This is a genomic window from Thalassospira lucentensis, from assembly GCF_001613805.1.
GTDB classification, from domain to species: Bacteria; Pseudomonadota; Alphaproteobacteria; order Rhodospirillales; family Thalassospiraceae; genus Thalassospira; species Thalassospira lucentensis_A.
In genome coordinates, this window is record NZ_LPVY01000013.1 from 26281 (window position 1) to 41425 (window position 15145).

The window sequence follows — 15145 nt, forward strand, 5'->3', positions numbered from 1 at the left end:
ACAGATCAATGCCTGTTTGCAACAAAGAAATCAGAAAAACCCGATCCATCGCCCCGCGAGAAGGGCGGAGGGCCAGATCAGCAGCGATAATGCGGCCATGATACGGGTTGGGTGCGTTATCCTGCCGGTGGTGATGGTATGGTGCCAGCCAGGTGCGACATGCTGTATTACAATGGTGGCGATACCCAGTGCGACAAGCAGCATCTTCCATCGGAAAGCCGTGTTGTCGAGATACTCGATCGCGTTGACCGACCAGAGTGCCGGACCGGTCAGAAGAACAAGCAAAAAACCGCATCCTGCCGCACGCGACAGGAACGGTCCGATCACCCGGATATCGGGCCTGCGAATGATCCCGACAAGTCGCAAATCCAGCGGAACGATAGCACCGATCAGCAATGAAAGCCCGAGAATATGCGCTGCATTGACCAGCATATAAAGCGGCCCCGGGCTACGTAATGCGGTGGCAAGGGTGCTTGCCTCCAGCCAGGTCGCAAGTTCCTGCAAACGTCAGTTTCCCTGAATGCGTTCGGGATACAGATCGTAATTCTGGCCGTCGATGATGATGCGGACGGCTTTCATATGTGCTTCTGCCGGGTCCTTGTTCCGGTTTCCGATCACGGTAATCGCATCACCGGGCTGCGCAGTGTCGCCGGTGAAGCCTGATCGTGCTGTCTGATTGGGGTTTCCCAGATCAACCTGCCAGACTGTGCCTTCGGCGTCGGTGACTGTCAGCGAGGGATGGGGCGGGTTCATCGAAATGCTTTCGATTGTGCCTTCAAGGGTCATCTGGGTGCTTTCGGCCCAGGACCAGCCGTGATGGGCGAAGGCGGGCAGGGACGGGGTGATCAGTATGACCGTCACGGCAAGCATGAAAGCCTTGCAGATACGAGTGGGCATGTTTCTGTATCTCCTGTCTGGATTGAGCATATGCAGGCCCCTCAAACCCGGAGAGAATGACACAATTTTCTCGCCTTATGATTTCACAAGCGTGTGAGACTTCAATTATGGCGCAAGCGGTGATGAGATAAGTGCGGTGGATTTCCTGTTACCCCGTCGGCGATTGATCCGGATGATGATTGACCGGTTCCTGTTCAAATTGTATGAGGATATAAAGCCGATAACAATAATATGAGGATCAATGTGGCCGTATCTCCGTCTTTGCATTCCCCGTCATCACAGCCTGCACATCCGGCATGGATTGCGGTGGATTGGGGGACGTCGAACGTTCGCGCATGGGCGATGGATGATGGCAACAGCATCCTTGATCAGGCTTCAAGCCCGCTTGGCATGAATGCCATTGCCGCCGATGATGCGCTTAGTTTCGAGGGTGTGTTGATTGGCCTGATTGATCGGTGGTTGCCGCGTGACGCGACTGTGCGGGTGCAGGTTGTTATCTGCGGCATGGCCGGGGCAAAGCAGGGGTGGCTTGAAGCGCCTTATTGTTCCGTGCCGGTGCGCCCCGAAGAACTGGCATCGGGGGCTGTTCGGCCCGATATTTCCGATCCGCGGATTGATGTTGCGATCTTGCCGGGCCTTAAACAGGTTGATGATCCCGATGTGATGCGCGGCGAGGAAACCCAGCTTGTCGGGTTCATGGCGGCCCACCCGGCATTTGATGGCTGGGTCTGTTTGCCCGGCACCCATTCGAAATGGGCGCGGGTTTCCGGCGGTGCGATCCGCGGATTTAAAACCTATATGACGGGCGAGGTCTTTGCCCTGCTGTCAAAGCAATCGATCCTGCGGCATTCGATGGATGACCGGTGGGATGATGCCGTGTTCGAGCAAACCGTGCGCGAGGCGGCAAGTGCGCCAACCGGCTTCCTGCACAGGTTATTTACCGTGCGTGCCAGCGGATTGGTCGGCAATGCCGATGCCGCAAGCCAGCCGGGGGCTTCCGTCCTTTCCGGTGCGGTCATCGGATCGGAAATTGCCGATGTGGTTCGTGATCTTGGCAGGGATAGCCAGATTGCCCAGATTGCCCAGATTGCCCAGATTGCATTGATCGGCGATGGCAAACTGGCGGGACTATATCGCAAGGCACTGGCAGCCCATGGGTTTGATGCCGATGCAGTGGATGGCGAGGCGATCACGATCGCTGGTCTGGCAAGTGCCTATCGCGTAATAAACATATCGTAACAGTATCTTTTTTCAGGTTTTGCAGGTGTAAAATGGCATATCCGACTTCGGTCAATTCGCAGATCACGGACGCGGCAACCCCCGTGTCGCATCGCCGGTTGATTGCCATTCTGCGCGGTGTGAAACCCGACGAGGCGGCATCAATGGCGCGTGCCCTTGTCGATGCCGGGATCACGATGATCGAAGTGCCGCTGAATTCGCCAGAACCGCTTGAAAGCATTGTGGCGATGAAGACAGAAGTTGGTGATGAGGCTCTGATTGGTGCCGGTACGGTCTTGACCGAGGATGACGTCGAACGGGTCAAGGCGGCACGGGGCGAGTTCATCGTGTCGCCCAATTGCGATAGTGCGGTCATCACCAAAACCAGGGAACTTGGCATGGGATCATGGCCCGGTGTTCTGACACCGAGCGAATGTTTTGCCGCGATCAGGGCCGGTGCAAGCGGGCTTAAAATCTTTCCGGCCAGCATCATCGGTGCGGAGGGCATCAAGGCAATGCGCGCCGTATTGCCAAAAGACATGCCCGTCTATGCGGTTGGCGGGGTCGGGCCGGATGATTTTGCGACCTATGCCAAGGCCGGTTGTGACGGCTTTGGGCTTGGGTCCGGCATCTATAAGCCCGGTATGGCGGCCAGTGACGTTTCAAAGGCCGCCATGGCCTATGTCGCGGCGCATGATGCGGTGTTTGGTTAAAGCGTTTTGCCTTTAATCGATTAACAAACGTTTGATCTATTGGCAGTTGATGGTGCTAAAGCCCACAGAGCCTGTCGTTGCACCAGAAAGGTTACAACTGCCATCATTTGTCGTGTTCCCGGTAGAGGCAGCGTTGAAGCTTGTTGTTCCTGCGCCACTAGAAGAAATAACAGTTTTAAGGGTGCCTGTTGAAAACGAAAACGCATTGTTGGCAATGGTGGGATTGGTGGAATTTGAAATGATAATTCCGACCGCACCAGCGGTATTTGATGATGGCGATATGGTGTTATTGCGAACCACCAGATTGGTTGAATTACGCGCATCAATGCCGACGCCGCCCCCCGCCGCACCGAAGGCCGTGAGTGTACTGTTTTCGATTGTGACGCCGGTTGTGTTGTCAGCGCGAACGGCAAAAATGCCAGTCCCGCCATTATCCGAATTGCTGACGGTCATTCCGATCAGTTTGGTATTGTCTCTCATTAACAGAGCATAGGGGCTATTTTGGTCCGTCGCCGCGATTTTGCCGCCAGAGACAGTCAGGATCGCTTCGCGACCGGAAGGGGATTTGACAGTGATATTGCCGGACCCGACCAGCGTTTGACCGGCAACCATATTTACCTGGGTCGTTACATCAATTGTCCCACCGATGATAACCGTGTTGGCACCTGCTGTGTCCAGTGCAGTATTCAGTGCTGCTGTGTTGGCCACCGATGAGGAGGTAATAACCGTCAATGTCTGGCCATCGGCGGTTCCGGTTGCGGTTTCAACCGGGCCGAAGGCACCGGACTGGCTGACAATATCGATATCGCGGATCACCGGATCAGTCATGCGCCGTTCCATCGGTGTCAGGCGTTTGCGGCCTGAACCAAAGAATTGCAACGGAATGCGAAGGCGTGCCGTCACGAAACCTTGTGAACCGCGCGGATTGTCATGTTGCCATTCGCTGCCGATGGAAAAGCGTGATCCGTCCCAAAGCCAGGGGACCTCGTCGAATGCCATTTCAGCCCGCAGTCGCGGACCGGTTATGTCCGCGACCTCGTCGGCAAAGAAATGATATCCACCGGCGAACAGTCTGATTTGCTGGGGTTCTTCTGGTTCATAGACCGGTAGACGCCAACCGATTTCGCCATCAAAGCCAGCCATGCTGCGTTCTTCGCCGCCACGGAAGCTGATGGTTGTGCCCGACAGGCTGACCTCGTTCAAGGCGTCCACATTGCGAACACGACTGCCCTGCGGCACATAGGCATTGGTACGAAAATCCCAGTCGGTTGAAAGCGCCTCGGCACCGAGGGTTACCTGATTGAAGTAGTTTCCCCATTCACTTTCGCGCCGATCGAAATAGGCAATACCACCCAGATTCCAGCCGCTTTCATGCATGTGGCGGATGCCAAGGCCAAAGTTGCCTTCGCGGCCGTTGTCGTCATCAAAGCGTGCTCGAAAATTGGCAAATAACATGCTGTCATTGTTTTGAAGAAGAGGGATGAACATGTCACCTTCGCCAAGGCTGCGCTCGGTACCGGCCTTGCCTTCAAAGTCAATATGCGAACCCCATTTCGGCACGTCCTGATCTTGCGCGATTACTGCATTGCTGGTGCCATCAACCACCAGTAATGCAAGCCACGCGGTCAAAAGACCATGAAGATTAACGGATTTCATTGTACGTTTTGCCCGACTGTCCCGGTGAACGCACCCGGTGATTATCCCATCTTATTGATTAGTTTTATGCTTTTTATTTTATGCGTTCAGTCTTCTGTTTATGTCAACTCCGGGTAATTTTCAATGAAGCCATATATCTTCGGGTTACTTTTCTGGAACGGTTCCAATCATTTGCAGTAGGAAGGTCCGCCGTTCGCAGCTTGCCTGTCTCCGGGATGTGGGACGTTATTTCGGTCCATTTTGAACGATCATTCTGAAAGGACTGGAACGGGGTTTGACCCGCTTGGCAGGCCGGTCTAAATTCCTGCCATTGCAAGAACTCCAGAATGGGAGGATCCATTGGATCTGGGAATCAAGGGCCGCAAGGCGATTGTCTGCGCGTCATCAAAGGGACTTGGGCGTGGTTGCGCGATCAAGCTGGCGGAAGCGGGTGTTGATCTGACGCTGAATGCGCGTTCCGAAGGGCCGTTAAACGAAACGGCGGAATATATCCGCGATACGTTTGGTGTGAAAGTCACCACGGTTGCGTGTGACATCACCACCGAAGAGGGTCGCAACAAGGTTCTGGCGGCCGAAGGCATGCCCGATATTCTGGTCAATAATGCCGGTGGTCCGCCGCCCGGTGTCTGGTCCGACTGGGGACAGAAGGAATGGGAGGCGGCGGTTCAGTCCAACATGCTGACCCCGATCCTGCTGGCAACCGCGGTTTTGCCGGGCATGATTTCGCGCAAATGGGGCCGGATTGTTAATATCACGTCAGGTTCGGTCAAATCGCCGATCCCGCATCTGGGCCTTTCGAATGCGGCACGTGCCGGGTTGACTGGCTTTGTTGCCGGGACCGCACGCCAGGTGGCCAAAGATGGCGTGATCATGAACAACCTTTTGCCAGGCCAACATGATACGGATCGCATCAATGCATTGATGACCAATCGGGCGAAGAACGAGGATATCAGCCTAGAAGAGGCACGTACCAAAACGCAGGCGGGTCTTCCGACCGGGCGTTTTGGTGATCCGATTGATTTCGGGGCGACCTGTGCCTTCATGTGCAGCGAACACGCAAAGTTTATGGTCGGACAGAATGTGCTGCTTGATGGTGGTGCCTTCAACTCCACCATGGGCTGATATGTCGTCTTTCGCTACAGGACGGTCTGCAACGAAATCCAGCATATCACCAAATGCCCGGCGCAAAGGGTGGTGCTAGCATGGCGTCATTCACCTTTGTCTATGTGTTGCGCGAGCGGGAGGTTCTCCGCCCGCGCACCTATGTCGGCTGGTCAACCGATGTCGAGGCCCGGCTTGCCACGCATAACAGTGGCAAGGGGGCAAAGACGACGCGCGGGCGGCAATGGGACCTTGTTTATGTCGAACGGTTCCGCACCTTTGGCGAGGCGATGAGCCGCGAATGGCATTTAAAGCGTGACCGGAAATTGCGCAAAATGCTGGCAGGGGGCGTGTGATAAACAAATCAGGGCTTGAATATTTGCGCGCACTCGCAGATATGTGGGCCAACAGTTTGAAACCATCAGGACGACATCATGCCGGTACAACGCAAAAATCCGCTGAAGCTCAATAACCTGCAACTGCGCACGCTTGTGCTGGCGCAGATTATCGCCAAGGACCCGAATTCGGGATCGATTGACGAAGCCACGGGTGATGCGACCCTTTTGCGTATTCCGCATGCGCATGGGGATCATGTTCATGTCGGGAAATTCGTGGTTGCCGCGCGCGATGCCAGCGGCTTTGCCAACCCGGCGGTCTGGGTTGCACTGGCGCGCAAGGGACTGGTGCGTGAAGGTTACCCGGCCAGCATCGTCCTGACCCGCGAGGGCATGGAATACAATACCGGCCTTGCCGAGAATTTTGTCGAAGAGTCAGATCACTGATTGGACTTTCCTACGGCAATTAAGCTATAAGTAAGTCTTTCTTAATCTGAAAGTAGATGAAATTAATGCTTTTAGAAATATAAAGCTCTTCGTTTTGCGGTACACTTATCAGGTTATTTCATTTGAGGAACTAGCAACTCCTTTAACCATTCATCGACGCGTCTGATTTCTTCCAGACGCAGCTTTGGTTCCAGATTGGCGATTGCGGTTGCCGGGTCCATTTCAAGTTCGACACCGGGCGGCAGGGTCAGGGGGCCAAGTGCTGAACGGCGCAGCCAGTAATAGGCATCGGCATAATCGGGTTCAACACCCCAGCCGCGTTCAGTCATGGTGCCCAATAGAAACTGGGCAGCATGCATGCCGTTTTCGGCGGCGATCCTGTAATAGTGGGCGGCTTCGACATAGTTTTGTTCTGCCCCGCGTCCGTGAAAATATTGTTCGCCAATCAAAAAGGCTGCATCGGAATTGCTGGGTGCAGCGCGAAGAGCACGCTTGAAGAACTCGGTTGCGCGAAACTGGTCATAGCGCAGTCCCCAGCCATTGAAATACATCAGGCCAAGATAGTAGATCGCATTGGGATGATTGGCACGCGCGGCCAGAGCAAACCATTCGGCAGCCTGCCGGTAATCCTGTGGCCCGGCAAGTCCACGGTAATAAAGCAGCCCAAGGGCATATTGTGCACGGGGATCGTCTTCCTGTGCGGCAACGCGCCATTGCGCGCGGGCCATTTCATAATTGCCAGCCTGATAGGCCTTGTAGCCGCTTGTGTAATCTGCGCGGGCCGGAGGCGCGTGACATGCGAATGCCAAGGCAAGCAGGCCGTATACAAAAGGGCGAATGCCGCGAACGGGCGCGCGGAAGAAAAAATGGAAAGGGGCAAAAGGAGGGACCGATCTTTAACGGGATTTGAACAGCGGGACGACTTTGCGGGCGCGTTTTTCAACGGCATCAAGAACGTTCTGGATTTCGGAGCTTTGTTTGATTTTTTCACCGCTGTGAAGTGCAACGAAATGCCCGGCATTCTTGTGATCTGCACCAAGCTTGATGACGGTGAAGATGGCCGTTTCGTGCGAGGAACGGAAAATCGAGAACATGGCCATGCCATCAAGATGATCAATGGCGTAGTCACGCCATGCACCACTTGCGACCTGTCTGGAATAGGTATTCATGAGCTGCATCAGTTCAGTCCGGTCGAAATGCACAAAGCTTTTGGCTTTGCGGTATTGAGCCAGATTGAACAATGTACCCATGTCTTTCTCCGGACGTAGTTTCAGAAGGCCGGGTTCGGGCATTTGTGACGCCCTTATGACACGGTAACGCGCTTTGTCCGCAGCCTCAAGTTTGAATAGGCTGCCGGGGCGAAGTTTTTACAAATATCGTTGGAATTTCAGATGGTTGCCCGGGTTACAGGCTGCGTGACCGGGTCGGTGGCCAATCAACGGTTTGGGCGCCGGTATTATATGGATCAGGCGTACGATAGCAGCTGACCGAGGCCAGAGTGCGATAGCAATAAAGCGGAGGTTCGGGAACCGGGTCCTTTTTGCAATAGGATTTGCCGTCAATCTTGCGGATGGTTGAGCAATCCCGGCCGGTCGAGAGGGAAACGACGTGATCGACAAGTGTTTTGTCGGTGTTGATGATGCTGACAACATCAAGGGCGATATACCATTCAACGCCTGTGAACAGATTGGTACCCGCAACGTCGGATGCGGTGGTGTCGCAGCCAGAGACCCCGACGCCAAGCAGCGTTGCGAATAATCCAGCCAGAATGCGCTGGCGGATCATCCGTTTCGCCTCTTGACGGCTATGCGCCTTGTACAAGCTTTTCATCCTGATCTCCGTGCATCGACCGGTCACTATTTGCCCGGTGACGATTAAAATTCCGTTTCCCGAATTTACAAATGCAATCCACGTGCCGTTTTGGCCAACCCAAAAGCCCTCTTTAATGTCGAGGCAGTTTGGCCACATTTCAGCCGGTTTTACCGATTATTCGAACACAGACATTCATTCCGGTAATGGTTCCGGTTCGTTTTCAGGCATCGTTATCTGTCTCAGGCGGCAATTCTTTCCTGCGATATGTGTTTACATCACCCAAAACAGGGTGGCCGGGGGCTCTTTGGGGCATGAAAACCGGACTTGCGGGATTTAATTGCGATATTGGCGGTTCCGGATGTCCAGCGGACTTGACCCCTTGCGCACTGGCGCGTTAAATCCTTGCCGGAATTAATTCTGATAAGCGGGCAGGTTGCCCGCTTTCTTTTGATCGGATTGGAGCGGTTTTCGTGGTTGATATTTTCCAGGAAGTCGAAGAAGACCTCAAGCGCGAGCGCAATGAAGCGCTGTGGCGCAAATACGGCAAATACATCGTTGGCGTGGCCGCCGTGATCGTGCTGGGTGTTGCCGGACGTGAAGGCTGGAAAAGCTACGAGGAAAATTCGCGCATCGAAAACGGTACGCGCATGGCAAACGCCATCGAACTGGCACAGGCAGGCGAAGAGAAACAGGATGCGGCACTTGGTGCGCTTGACGCGATCATCGCGGATGGCAATGCCGGTTTTGTCGCCCTTGGTCATTTCCAGAAGGCTGCTGTCTATCTGCGGGCCGGAGCAAAGGATTCTGCTGTTGCCGAGCTTGAGGCAATCGCAGGTAATAGCGACGTCGAAAAGATTTATCGTGATCTTGCCGTGGTTCAGATCGCGATGAACAATGCCGATGGTGCAAATTCAAAAGACTTGATTGCGCGTCTTGAACCAATCGCTGTGCCGGAAAATCCCTGGTACTACTCTGCGCGTGAAATGATTGCGATGTTGCATATTGCTGCCGGCGAAATCGAGGCAGCCAAGCCGCTGTTGACCGAAATCGCCGATGACAGCGAAGCACCGTCGGGCATGCGTGCACGTGCGAGTGAAATTCTGAAGGCCGTTGACGCCTGATTGGCGTAATGAAAGCGGCAACCTGTTCACAGGGACTGGATCAGAGGATATGGTTTTGAGACCACGCAACATTAAATCCCTTTTGTGCGTTATGGGCATGTCGGTTGCCGTTTCGGCATGTTCCAGCTGGCTTGGTGAATCCGAAGATCCGCCGCTTCCCGGTGAACGTCTTGCCGTGCTGTCACTTGAAAGCACGGTTCAGCCCGATGTGGCACTAAGCGACCAGCGTGTGGTCCTGCCGGAACCGGAGCCGATGGTCGACTGGCCCCAGAATGGTGGTCTGCCAAGCCATGCCCTGCATCATGTCGGTCTTGAAAACGACGTCTTGCGACAGGATTGGTCGGTTGGCATTGGCGAAGGGTCGATGGATGACAATCTTCTGCTGAACCAGGCGATTGTTGCGCGCGGAGTTGTCTTTACCATTGATGCGGATGCCGTTGTTCGTGCCTTCAGTGCCAAATCCGGCAAACGTATCTGGTCGCTTGAACTGGCGAAGGACGAGGACGAAGACAGCACCCTTTTGGGGGGCGGTCTTGCCTATGAAAACGGTATTTTGTACGCGACGACGGGCTTTGCCGAGGTCATCGCGATTGATGCGCCAAGTGCGACCGTCATGTGGCGTTCGCAGGTGACCGCCCCGATGCGCGGTGCGCCGACAGTCCGTGGCGGGCGTGTCTTTGTCGTGACGGTCGATAACCAGACTGTCGCACTGAATGCGATGACTGGTGATACGCTTTGGTCCCATCGTGGTGCATCAGAAGGCGCATCCTTTATCGGCGGTGCGAGCCCGGCCGTGGATCAGGGGGTTGTTATTTCTGCCTATACCACCGGTGAAATGTATGCGCTGCGTGTTGAAAACGGTCAGGTGATCTGGTCCGATGCGCTGGCATCAGCCGGGCGTACCGATGCGGTGTCGGCCATTGCCGATATTCGTGGCCTTCCGGTGATCGACAACAATCTGGTGATTGCGACAAGCAATGCCGGCCTGACCGTTGCGATTGACCTGCGGACTGGGTATCGCGTCTGGGAACTGGAGGCCGGTGGCATTCAATCACCGTGGGTTGCTGGCGACTATGTTTTCGTTCTTACCAACACAAATGATCTGATTGCCTTGCGTCGGGACACCGGACAGGTTAAATGGGTGACCGCTTTGCCTCGTTTTGTCGATCCCGAAGATCAGGAAGAGCCGATGGTATGGACCGGTCCGGTTCTCGTAGGCGATCGGTTGATCGTTGGAAACGAGCAGGGCGAAATCATGACCGTTTCCCCGTATAGTGGCGAGATCATGGGCAAGGATGAAGTTTCCGGCCCTATCACCTTGCCGCCGTCTGTTGCGGGTGACAGTCTTTACTTCCTGACTGCGGATGCCGATCTAATCGCGTATCGCTGACAGGTCGAACGCAGTTTTTCGCAAAAGATCCGATCTTTTGCCTGATATGCGCGTGCGCCGGAACGGGGTAAACTGCCCCTCGGCGCACATCGCCGTTTTATAACAATGAGTCTGAAAGTCAGATGTCGCTGAAAGTAGCCATTATCGGTCGCCCCAATGTCGGGAAGTCGACCCTGTTTAACCGTCTGGTCGGCAAGAAGCTGGCGCTGGTCGATGACCAGCCGGGCGTCACGCGTGATCGCCGTTATGGCAAGGCGCGTCTTGGCCATATGGGATTCGACATTATCGATACTGCTGGTCTGGAAGAGGCGTTTGACGATTCCATCGAAGGTAAAATGCGCCAGCAAAGCGAAATGGCCTTTGAGGAATGCGATATCGCGTTTTTCCTGATTGATGCCCGTGCGGGCCTGACCCCGCTTGACAATCACTTTGCCGACTGGTTGCGCAAGCGCAAGAAACCGGTCTATGTGATTGCTAACAAGCACGAGGGCAAGGATCAGGATGCCGGCCTTTACGAGGCCTACGGTCTTGGTCTTGGCGATGTTGCACCGATCTCGGCGGAGCATGGGCTTGGCATGGAATTGCTGATCGATATCATGCGCCCTCATTGGGAAGAATATCGCGACAAGCAGCGCAAGGCACGGCAGGAAGGCGATCTTGCCGCCATTGATGACGATTTCGAAGATGACGAAATGGACGAGGATGATGGTTCATTTCCGTCCTTTGAAATCGAATATGACGAAGACGATGAAGGCGAGGAAGAAGTTGTTCGCAAGGACAATTCGAAAATCCAGCTTGCGATTGTAGGTCGTCCGAATGTGGGCAAATCGACCCTTCTGAACCAACTTCTGGGTGAAAACCGTGTCATGACCGGGCCGCAGGCCGGTTTGACCCGTGATTCCATCGCGGTTGACTGGTCCTATGAAGGGCGTCCGATCCGTCTGGTCGATACCGCCGGGATGCGCCGCAAGAAGAAGATTGATGATCGCGTTGAAAAGCTTTCAGTCACTGATACCCTGCGTGTGATCCGTTATGCACAGGTCGTTGTCATTATGCTTGATGCGACCAATACGCTTGATAAGCAGGACCTGACGATTGCACGCATGGTCCTTGAAGAAGGCCGTGCGCTGATCATTGCTGTGAACAAGTGGGACGCGGTCAAAGACAAGGCCGGTGTGATGTCGGCACTGCGTGACAAGCTTGATACGTCCTTTGCGCAGGCCAAGGGTATCCCGATCCTGACATTCTCGGCGCTGACCGGGCGTGGCACGGACAGCCTGATGCCGACCGTTCTTGATATCTATGATATCTGGAGCCGCCGTATTCCGACATCGCAGCTTAACCGCTGGCTCGAAGCCATTACCGAACGCCATTTGCCGCCGGTCATTTCGGGGCGTCGTATCCGCCTGCGGTATATGACCCAGGCCAAATCGCGTCCGCCAAGTTTCTTTATCAACTGTTCCAAGGCGGCAGAACTGCCCGAAAGTTATACGCGTTACCTGATCAATGGGCTTCGCGAAGATTTCGACATGCCTGGCGTTCCGATCCGCATTTATCTGCGCAGCAGTGATAACCCCTATGGCAACAAGAAGAAAAAGCGCTAGGGCTTGATCGATAAACATCAAACGGGGGCAGGAATGCCCCCGTTTTTATTTGGCAGCTTCCAAAAGGCGGTCAATGAAATCCGCGGCATCGTCTGACCGCCAATCGACCAGTCCCGATATATAGCCAAGAATACGGCCATCACGATCAAGGGCATATGTGATCGGCAGGCCATAAAGGGCAAATTCGGCATCCCTGGGATTATCTCGGTCGCTATAGGCGGTTTCGCCATTCGGGTCGACAAAAAGATCAAGGTTTTCAAGGCCCAGTCGGCGGTAAAAGGGAATGGCAGCCAGCAATCCGTCTTCGTCTATCGAGATCGGAATGATGGCGAGGTCATCATTGGAATGATCATTGGCCAACCGGTCAAGCGACGGCATTTCGGCCATACAGGGCAGGCACCAGCTGGCCCAAAAATTGACCAGAACCACCTTGCCGCGATAGGCGCTGATATCGGTCGGGTGATTTCGCCGGTCATAAAATCGGGTGTTGCGTGCAATCCGTTGGGGATCAAGTTCGACAAACTGGCTGCTTTCACCCATTAGCATCAGCGGTGATGCTTCAGTCCCCCCGAAGGCAGGTGCTGTGGCGGCAAATATTGCAGAAACGATAAGGCAGCGCAGAAATCGCATCGGGTATCCATGGCATGATCAAACCGGATATTCCGACTAGCCGTTGATGTCGGTAAAGACAAGTCAGAGCCGATCAATCCGTTGTGATCAACGTCGGATGATCGGCCCTGTGGCAGGTATTCATAACCCTTATGCAAATAGGGGCGGGTTCAGTCGGGCGAAGCCTTCCTGGATGAAATAGGGGTAATGCGGGTAGGGCGGCTGCCTTTTGCTGATGGCATCAAGGCGGGCGATTTGTTCGCTGGAAAGGGACCAGCCAACCGCACCCAGATTGTCGCGCAATTGCTGTTCATTGCGGGCACCGATAATCACCGACGCCACGGTGGGGCGCTGCAGCAGCCAGTTGATGGCAATCTGTGGGACGGTTCTGCCGGTCTCGGCACTCAGTTCATCAAGCACATCGACAATGTCATATAGATGATCTTCTTCGACCGGCGGGCCGAATTGTGCTGTTTCATGCAGGCGGCTGCCATCCGGTATCGATGTGCCGCGGCGGATTTTGCCAGTCAACCGGCCCCATCCCAAGGGGCTCCAGACCAGTGCGCCCAGTCCCTGATCCTGCGCCAGCGGCATCAGGTCCCATTCGTAATCGCGCCCGACCAGTGAATAGTAAACCTGATGGGCGACATAGCGGCTGTAACCAAGGCGATCAGACAGGGCGAGCGACTTCATGATCTGCCACCCGGCAAAGTTCGATGCGCCGATATAGCGCAGCTTCCCGGCACGTACGAGGTCATCAAGTGTTGACAGGACTTCCTCGATCGGGGTGAAGGCATCAAAGGCGTGAAGTTGCAGCAGGTCGATATAATCGGTTCCCAGCCGCTTCAGGGCGGCATCGGTTGCCGTGATCAGGCGGTGGCGCGAGGTGCCAAAGTCATTCGGGCCATCGCCAACAGGCAGGGCAAGCTTCGTCGACAGAATAATCCTGTCGCGGCGTCCCTTGATGGCTTCGCCCAGAACCTGTTCAGACGCACCATCGGAATAGACGTCGGCACTGTCGAACATGTTCAGGCCTGCTTCGAGGCTGATATCGATCATGCGGCTGGCTTCACGGGCGTCAATTGTACCCCACGCGCCGAACAGGGGGCCCCGACCGCCAAAGGTGCCGGCGCCAAAGCTAAGTGCGGGAACGCGCAAACCGGAATTCCCCAATTGTCTGTATTCCATTGTCTTCTCCGTCGCTGGAAATGGTTCATGGACGGAATATGGACAAAGGGCGCATTTTCAACTAGGGATATTCTAAGAAGAAGATTTGTGAGTTGAATTCACTATGGCTCGACTTGAAACCAATCGATCCGGCGAGATGGAAGTCTTTGTGCGTGTCGTTGAACGCGGCGGGTTTTCGGCTGCGTCGGGCGATTTCAACATGACACCATCCGCCGTTAGCAAGCTTGTTGGCCGGTTGGAAGACCGGCTGGGAACGCGATTGTTCAATCGATCAACCCGCAAGTTGCACTTGACATCCGAAGGGCAGCGTTTTTATGAGCGGGCACTTGATATCATTGCCGATCTGAATGAGGCAGAACAGGAAGCCGCAACTGCAATGACACCGCGCGGACGGTTGCGCGTGACGGCCAACGTGCCGGTCGGCCTGCACCGCCTTTTGCCACTGGTACCGCGATTTCGGGAAAAGTATCCCGATATCACGCTGGATGTGACGGTCAGCGATAAGGTGATGGATCTGTATGAGGAACGCGCTGATGTCGCGATCCGAAGTGGTCCATTACAGTCATCCGGACTGATTGCGCGCAAGCTTGGCCAATGCCGGATGGTGATTGCTGCGTCCCCGGCATACTTTGAAAAACACGGGCGACCAACGACCGTAGATACACTGCAAGGTCATACATTGATCGGGTACAACTTTCAGCGTGTTATTCCGGACTGGCCGTTTCGGGTAAACGGGCAGGAGGTGTCTGTAATGCCGGGTGGCGTATTTGATGTTGGGGATGCAGAAAGTGCGCGTCAATTGGCCGTTGCCGGGGGCGGTATTGTGCGGCTTGCCCGGTTTCATATCGAAAACGATCTGGCGTATGGTAGGCTTGAACCCTTGCTGGACGAATTTTATCCCGGTGGCGGCGTCGATATTAACGCCGTTTATATCGGCGGGCGCGGGCATTTGCCGGCCCGTGTTCGAGCGTTTCTCGATTTCTGTGCCGAAAACATCCGCCTGAATTGAAAAAGGCCGGACAATCAACCTGTCCGGCCTTCACAATCTCGATCG

The 15145-nt window shown here is 54.8% G+C and carries 17 protein-coding genes; 9 read left to right on the top strand and 8 right to left on the bottom strand.

Features of this window, described 5'->3' with window-relative positions:
• Positions 1–30: 30 nt before the first annotated feature.
• Both AUP42_RS12325 and AUP42_RS12330 read right to left on the bottom strand, forming a co-directional pair.
• Complete coding sequence (locus tag AUP42_RS12325; protein ID WP_062951920.1) at positions 31–504, bottom strand: DUF6644 family protein; 474 nt, start codon at positions 502–504, stop codon at positions 31–33.
• Positions 505–507: 3 nt separating this feature from the next.
• A complete protein-coding gene (locus AUP42_RS12330; RefSeq protein ID WP_231858261.1) occupies positions 508–897 on the bottom strand; it encodes a DUF6152 family protein in 390 nt (129 codons plus the stop codon).
• Between the two features lie 243 nt (positions 898–1140).
• On the opposite strand from AUP42_RS12330, the gene AUP42_RS12335 reads away from it, so the two are divergent.
• Together AUP42_RS12335 and AUP42_RS12340 are read left to right on the top strand one after the other, a co-directional pair.
• Positions 1141–2136, top strand: a complete 996-nt coding sequence (locus tag AUP42_RS12335; RefSeq protein WP_231858262.1) for a 2-dehydro-3-deoxygalactonokinase — start codon at positions 1141–1143, stop codon at positions 2134–2136.
• Positions 2137–2168: 32 nt separating this feature from the next.
• Positions 2169–2828, top strand: coding sequence for a 2-dehydro-3-deoxy-6-phosphogalactonate aldolase (locus AUP42_RS12340; protein WP_062951922.1), 660 nt, complete (start codon positions 2169–2171; stop codon positions 2826–2828).
• A 36-nt stretch (positions 2829–2864) separates the two neighbouring features.
• Here the strand turns inward: AUP42_RS12340 and AUP42_RS12345 are convergent, their stop codons facing one another.
• The gene (locus AUP42_RS12345; RefSeq protein ID WP_062951923.1) at positions 2865–4484 is read right to left on the bottom strand and encodes an inverse autotransporter beta domain-containing protein; all 1620 of its coding nucleotides are present in this window, start codon (positions 4482–4484) and stop codon (positions 2865–2867) included.
• 339 nt (positions 4485–4823) lie between these two features.
• Here AUP42_RS12345 and AUP42_RS12350 point away from each other — a divergent pair, with 339 nt between their 5' ends.
• From AUP42_RS12350 to AUP42_RS12360, 3 genes are all read left to right on the top strand, one after another.
• Positions 4824–5606, top strand: a complete 783-nt coding sequence (locus AUP42_RS12350) for an SDR family oxidoreductase (RefSeq protein WP_062951924.1) — start codon at positions 4824–4826, stop codon at positions 5604–5606.
• An 80-nt stretch (positions 5607–5686) separates the two neighbouring features.
• Complete coding sequence (locus AUP42_RS12355) at positions 5687–5941, top strand: GIY-YIG nuclease family protein (protein WP_082824775.1); 255 nt, start codon at positions 5687–5689, stop codon at positions 5939–5941.
• Positions 5942–6019: 78 nt separating this feature from the next.
• Positions 6020–6367 (top strand): hypothetical protein, encoded by a 348-nt coding sequence (locus tag AUP42_RS12360; RefSeq protein WP_007091369.1) that lies wholly within the window; start codon positions 6020–6022, stop codon positions 6365–6367.
• A 113-nt stretch (positions 6368–6480) separates the two neighbouring features.
• Here AUP42_RS12360 and AUP42_RS12365 read toward each other — a convergent pair whose 3' ends face one another.
• The 3 genes from AUP42_RS12365 to AUP42_RS12375 all read right to left on the bottom strand — a co-directional run bounded on the left by AUP42_RS12365 (position 6481) and on the right by AUP42_RS12375 (position 8197).
• Positions 6481–7176 carry a tetratricopeptide repeat protein gene (locus tag AUP42_RS12365; protein WP_231858263.1) on the bottom strand — a complete coding sequence of 232 codons (696 nt, stop codon included), beginning with the start codon at positions 7174–7176 and terminating at the stop codon, positions 6481–6483.
• A gap of 87 nt (positions 7177–7263) precedes the next feature.
• The gene (locus tag AUP42_RS12370; RefSeq protein ID WP_231858264.1) at positions 7264–7659 is read right to left on the bottom strand and encodes a DUF2794 domain-containing protein; all 396 of its coding nucleotides are present in this window, start codon (positions 7657–7659) and stop codon (positions 7264–7266) included.
• 112 nt (positions 7660–7771) lie between these two features.
• Positions 7772–8197 (bottom strand): hypothetical protein, encoded by a 426-nt coding sequence (locus AUP42_RS12375; protein ID WP_062951927.1) that lies wholly within the window; start codon positions 8195–8197, stop codon positions 7772–7774.
• Positions 8198–8649: 452 nt separating this feature from the next.
• Here AUP42_RS12375 and AUP42_RS12380 point away from each other — a divergent pair, with 452 nt between their 5' ends.
• From AUP42_RS12380 to der, 3 genes are all read left to right on the top strand, one after another.
• On the top strand, positions 8650–9300 hold the full coding sequence (locus tag AUP42_RS12380) for a tetratricopeptide repeat protein (protein ID WP_062951928.1): 651 nt from the start codon (positions 8650–8652) through the stop codon (positions 9298–9300).
• Positions 9301–9349: 49 nt separating this feature from the next.
• Entirely contained in the window at positions 9350–10690 is a 1341-nt protein-coding gene (locus tag AUP42_RS12385; protein ID WP_082824761.1) for a PQQ-like beta-propeller repeat protein, read from the top strand.
• A gap of 122 nt (positions 10691–10812) precedes the next feature.
• Positions 10813–12294, top strand: a complete 1482-nt coding sequence (gene der, locus AUP42_RS12390) for a ribosome biogenesis GTPase Der (protein WP_062951930.1) — start codon at positions 10813–10815, stop codon at positions 12292–12294.
• A 45-nt stretch (positions 12295–12339) separates the two neighbouring features.
• Here the strand turns inward: der and AUP42_RS12395 are convergent, their stop codons facing one another.
• Together AUP42_RS12395 and AUP42_RS12400 are read right to left on the bottom strand one after the other, a co-directional pair.
• Complete coding sequence (locus AUP42_RS12395) at positions 12340–12840, bottom strand: TlpA disulfide reductase family protein (protein ID WP_197468285.1); 501 nt, start codon at positions 12838–12840, stop codon at positions 12340–12342.
• Positions 12841–13053: 213 nt separating this feature from the next.
• Positions 13054–14091, bottom strand: a complete 1038-nt coding sequence (locus tag AUP42_RS12400) for an aldo/keto reductase (protein ID WP_062951932.1) — start codon at positions 14089–14091, stop codon at positions 13054–13056.
• A 103-nt stretch (positions 14092–14194) separates the two neighbouring features.
• Between AUP42_RS12400 and AUP42_RS12405 the strand changes: the two genes are divergently transcribed.
• Positions 14195–15100: a LysR family transcriptional regulator gene (locus AUP42_RS12405; protein WP_062951933.1), complete on the top strand. Its 906-nt coding sequence runs from the start codon at positions 14195–14197 to the stop codon at positions 15098–15100.
• Positions 15101–15145 lie beyond the last annotated feature (45 nt).

What these genes read in the sequence shown, in the direction of transcription:
- AUP42_RS12330 (WP_231858261.1), bottom strand. Translation starts at nt 897, where the DNA reads ATGCCCACTCGTATCTGCAAGGCTTTCATGCTTGCCGTGACGGTCATA.
- AUP42_RS12340 (WP_062951922.1), top strand. Translation starts at nt 2,169, where the DNA reads ATGGCATATCCGACTTCGGTCAATTCGCAGATCACGGACGCGGCAACC.
- AUP42_RS12345 (WP_062951923.1), bottom strand. Translation starts at nt 4,484, where the DNA reads ATGAAATCCGTTAATCTTCATGGTCTTTTGACCGCGTGGCTTGCATTA.
- AUP42_RS12355 (WP_082824775.1), top strand. Translation starts at nt 5,687, where the DNA reads ATGGCGTCATTCACCTTTGTCTATGTGTTGCGCGAGCGGGAGGTTCTC.
- AUP42_RS12360 (WP_007091369.1), top strand. Translation starts at nt 6,020, where the DNA reads ATGCCGGTACAACGCAAAAATCCGCTGAAGCTCAATAACCTGCAACTG.
- AUP42_RS12370 (WP_231858264.1), bottom strand. Translation starts at nt 7,659, where the DNA reads ATGCCCGAACCCGGCCTTCTGAAACTACGTCCGGAGAAAGACATGGGT.
- AUP42_RS12375 (WP_062951927.1), bottom strand. Translation starts at nt 8,197, where the DNA reads ATGAAAAGCTTGTACAAGGCGCATAGCCGTCAAGAGGCGAAACGGATG.
- AUP42_RS12385 (WP_082824761.1), top strand. Translation starts at nt 9,350, where the DNA reads ATGGTTTTGAGACCACGCAACATTAAATCCCTTTTGTGCGTTATGGGC.
- der (WP_062951930.1), top strand. Translation starts at nt 10,813, where the DNA reads ATGTCGCTGAAAGTAGCCATTATCGGTCGCCCCAATGTCGGGAAGTCG.
- AUP42_RS12395 (WP_197468285.1), bottom strand. Translation starts at nt 12,840, where the DNA reads ATGCTAATGGGTGAAAGCAGCCAGTTTGTCGAACTTGATCCCCAACGG.
- AUP42_RS12400 (WP_062951932.1), bottom strand. Translation starts at nt 14,091, where the DNA reads ATGGAATACAGACAATTGGGGAATTCCGGTTTGCGCGTTCCCGCACTT.
- AUP42_RS12405 (WP_062951933.1), top strand. Translation starts at nt 14,195, where the DNA reads ATGGCTCGACTTGAAACCAATCGATCCGGCGAGATGGAAGTCTTTGTG.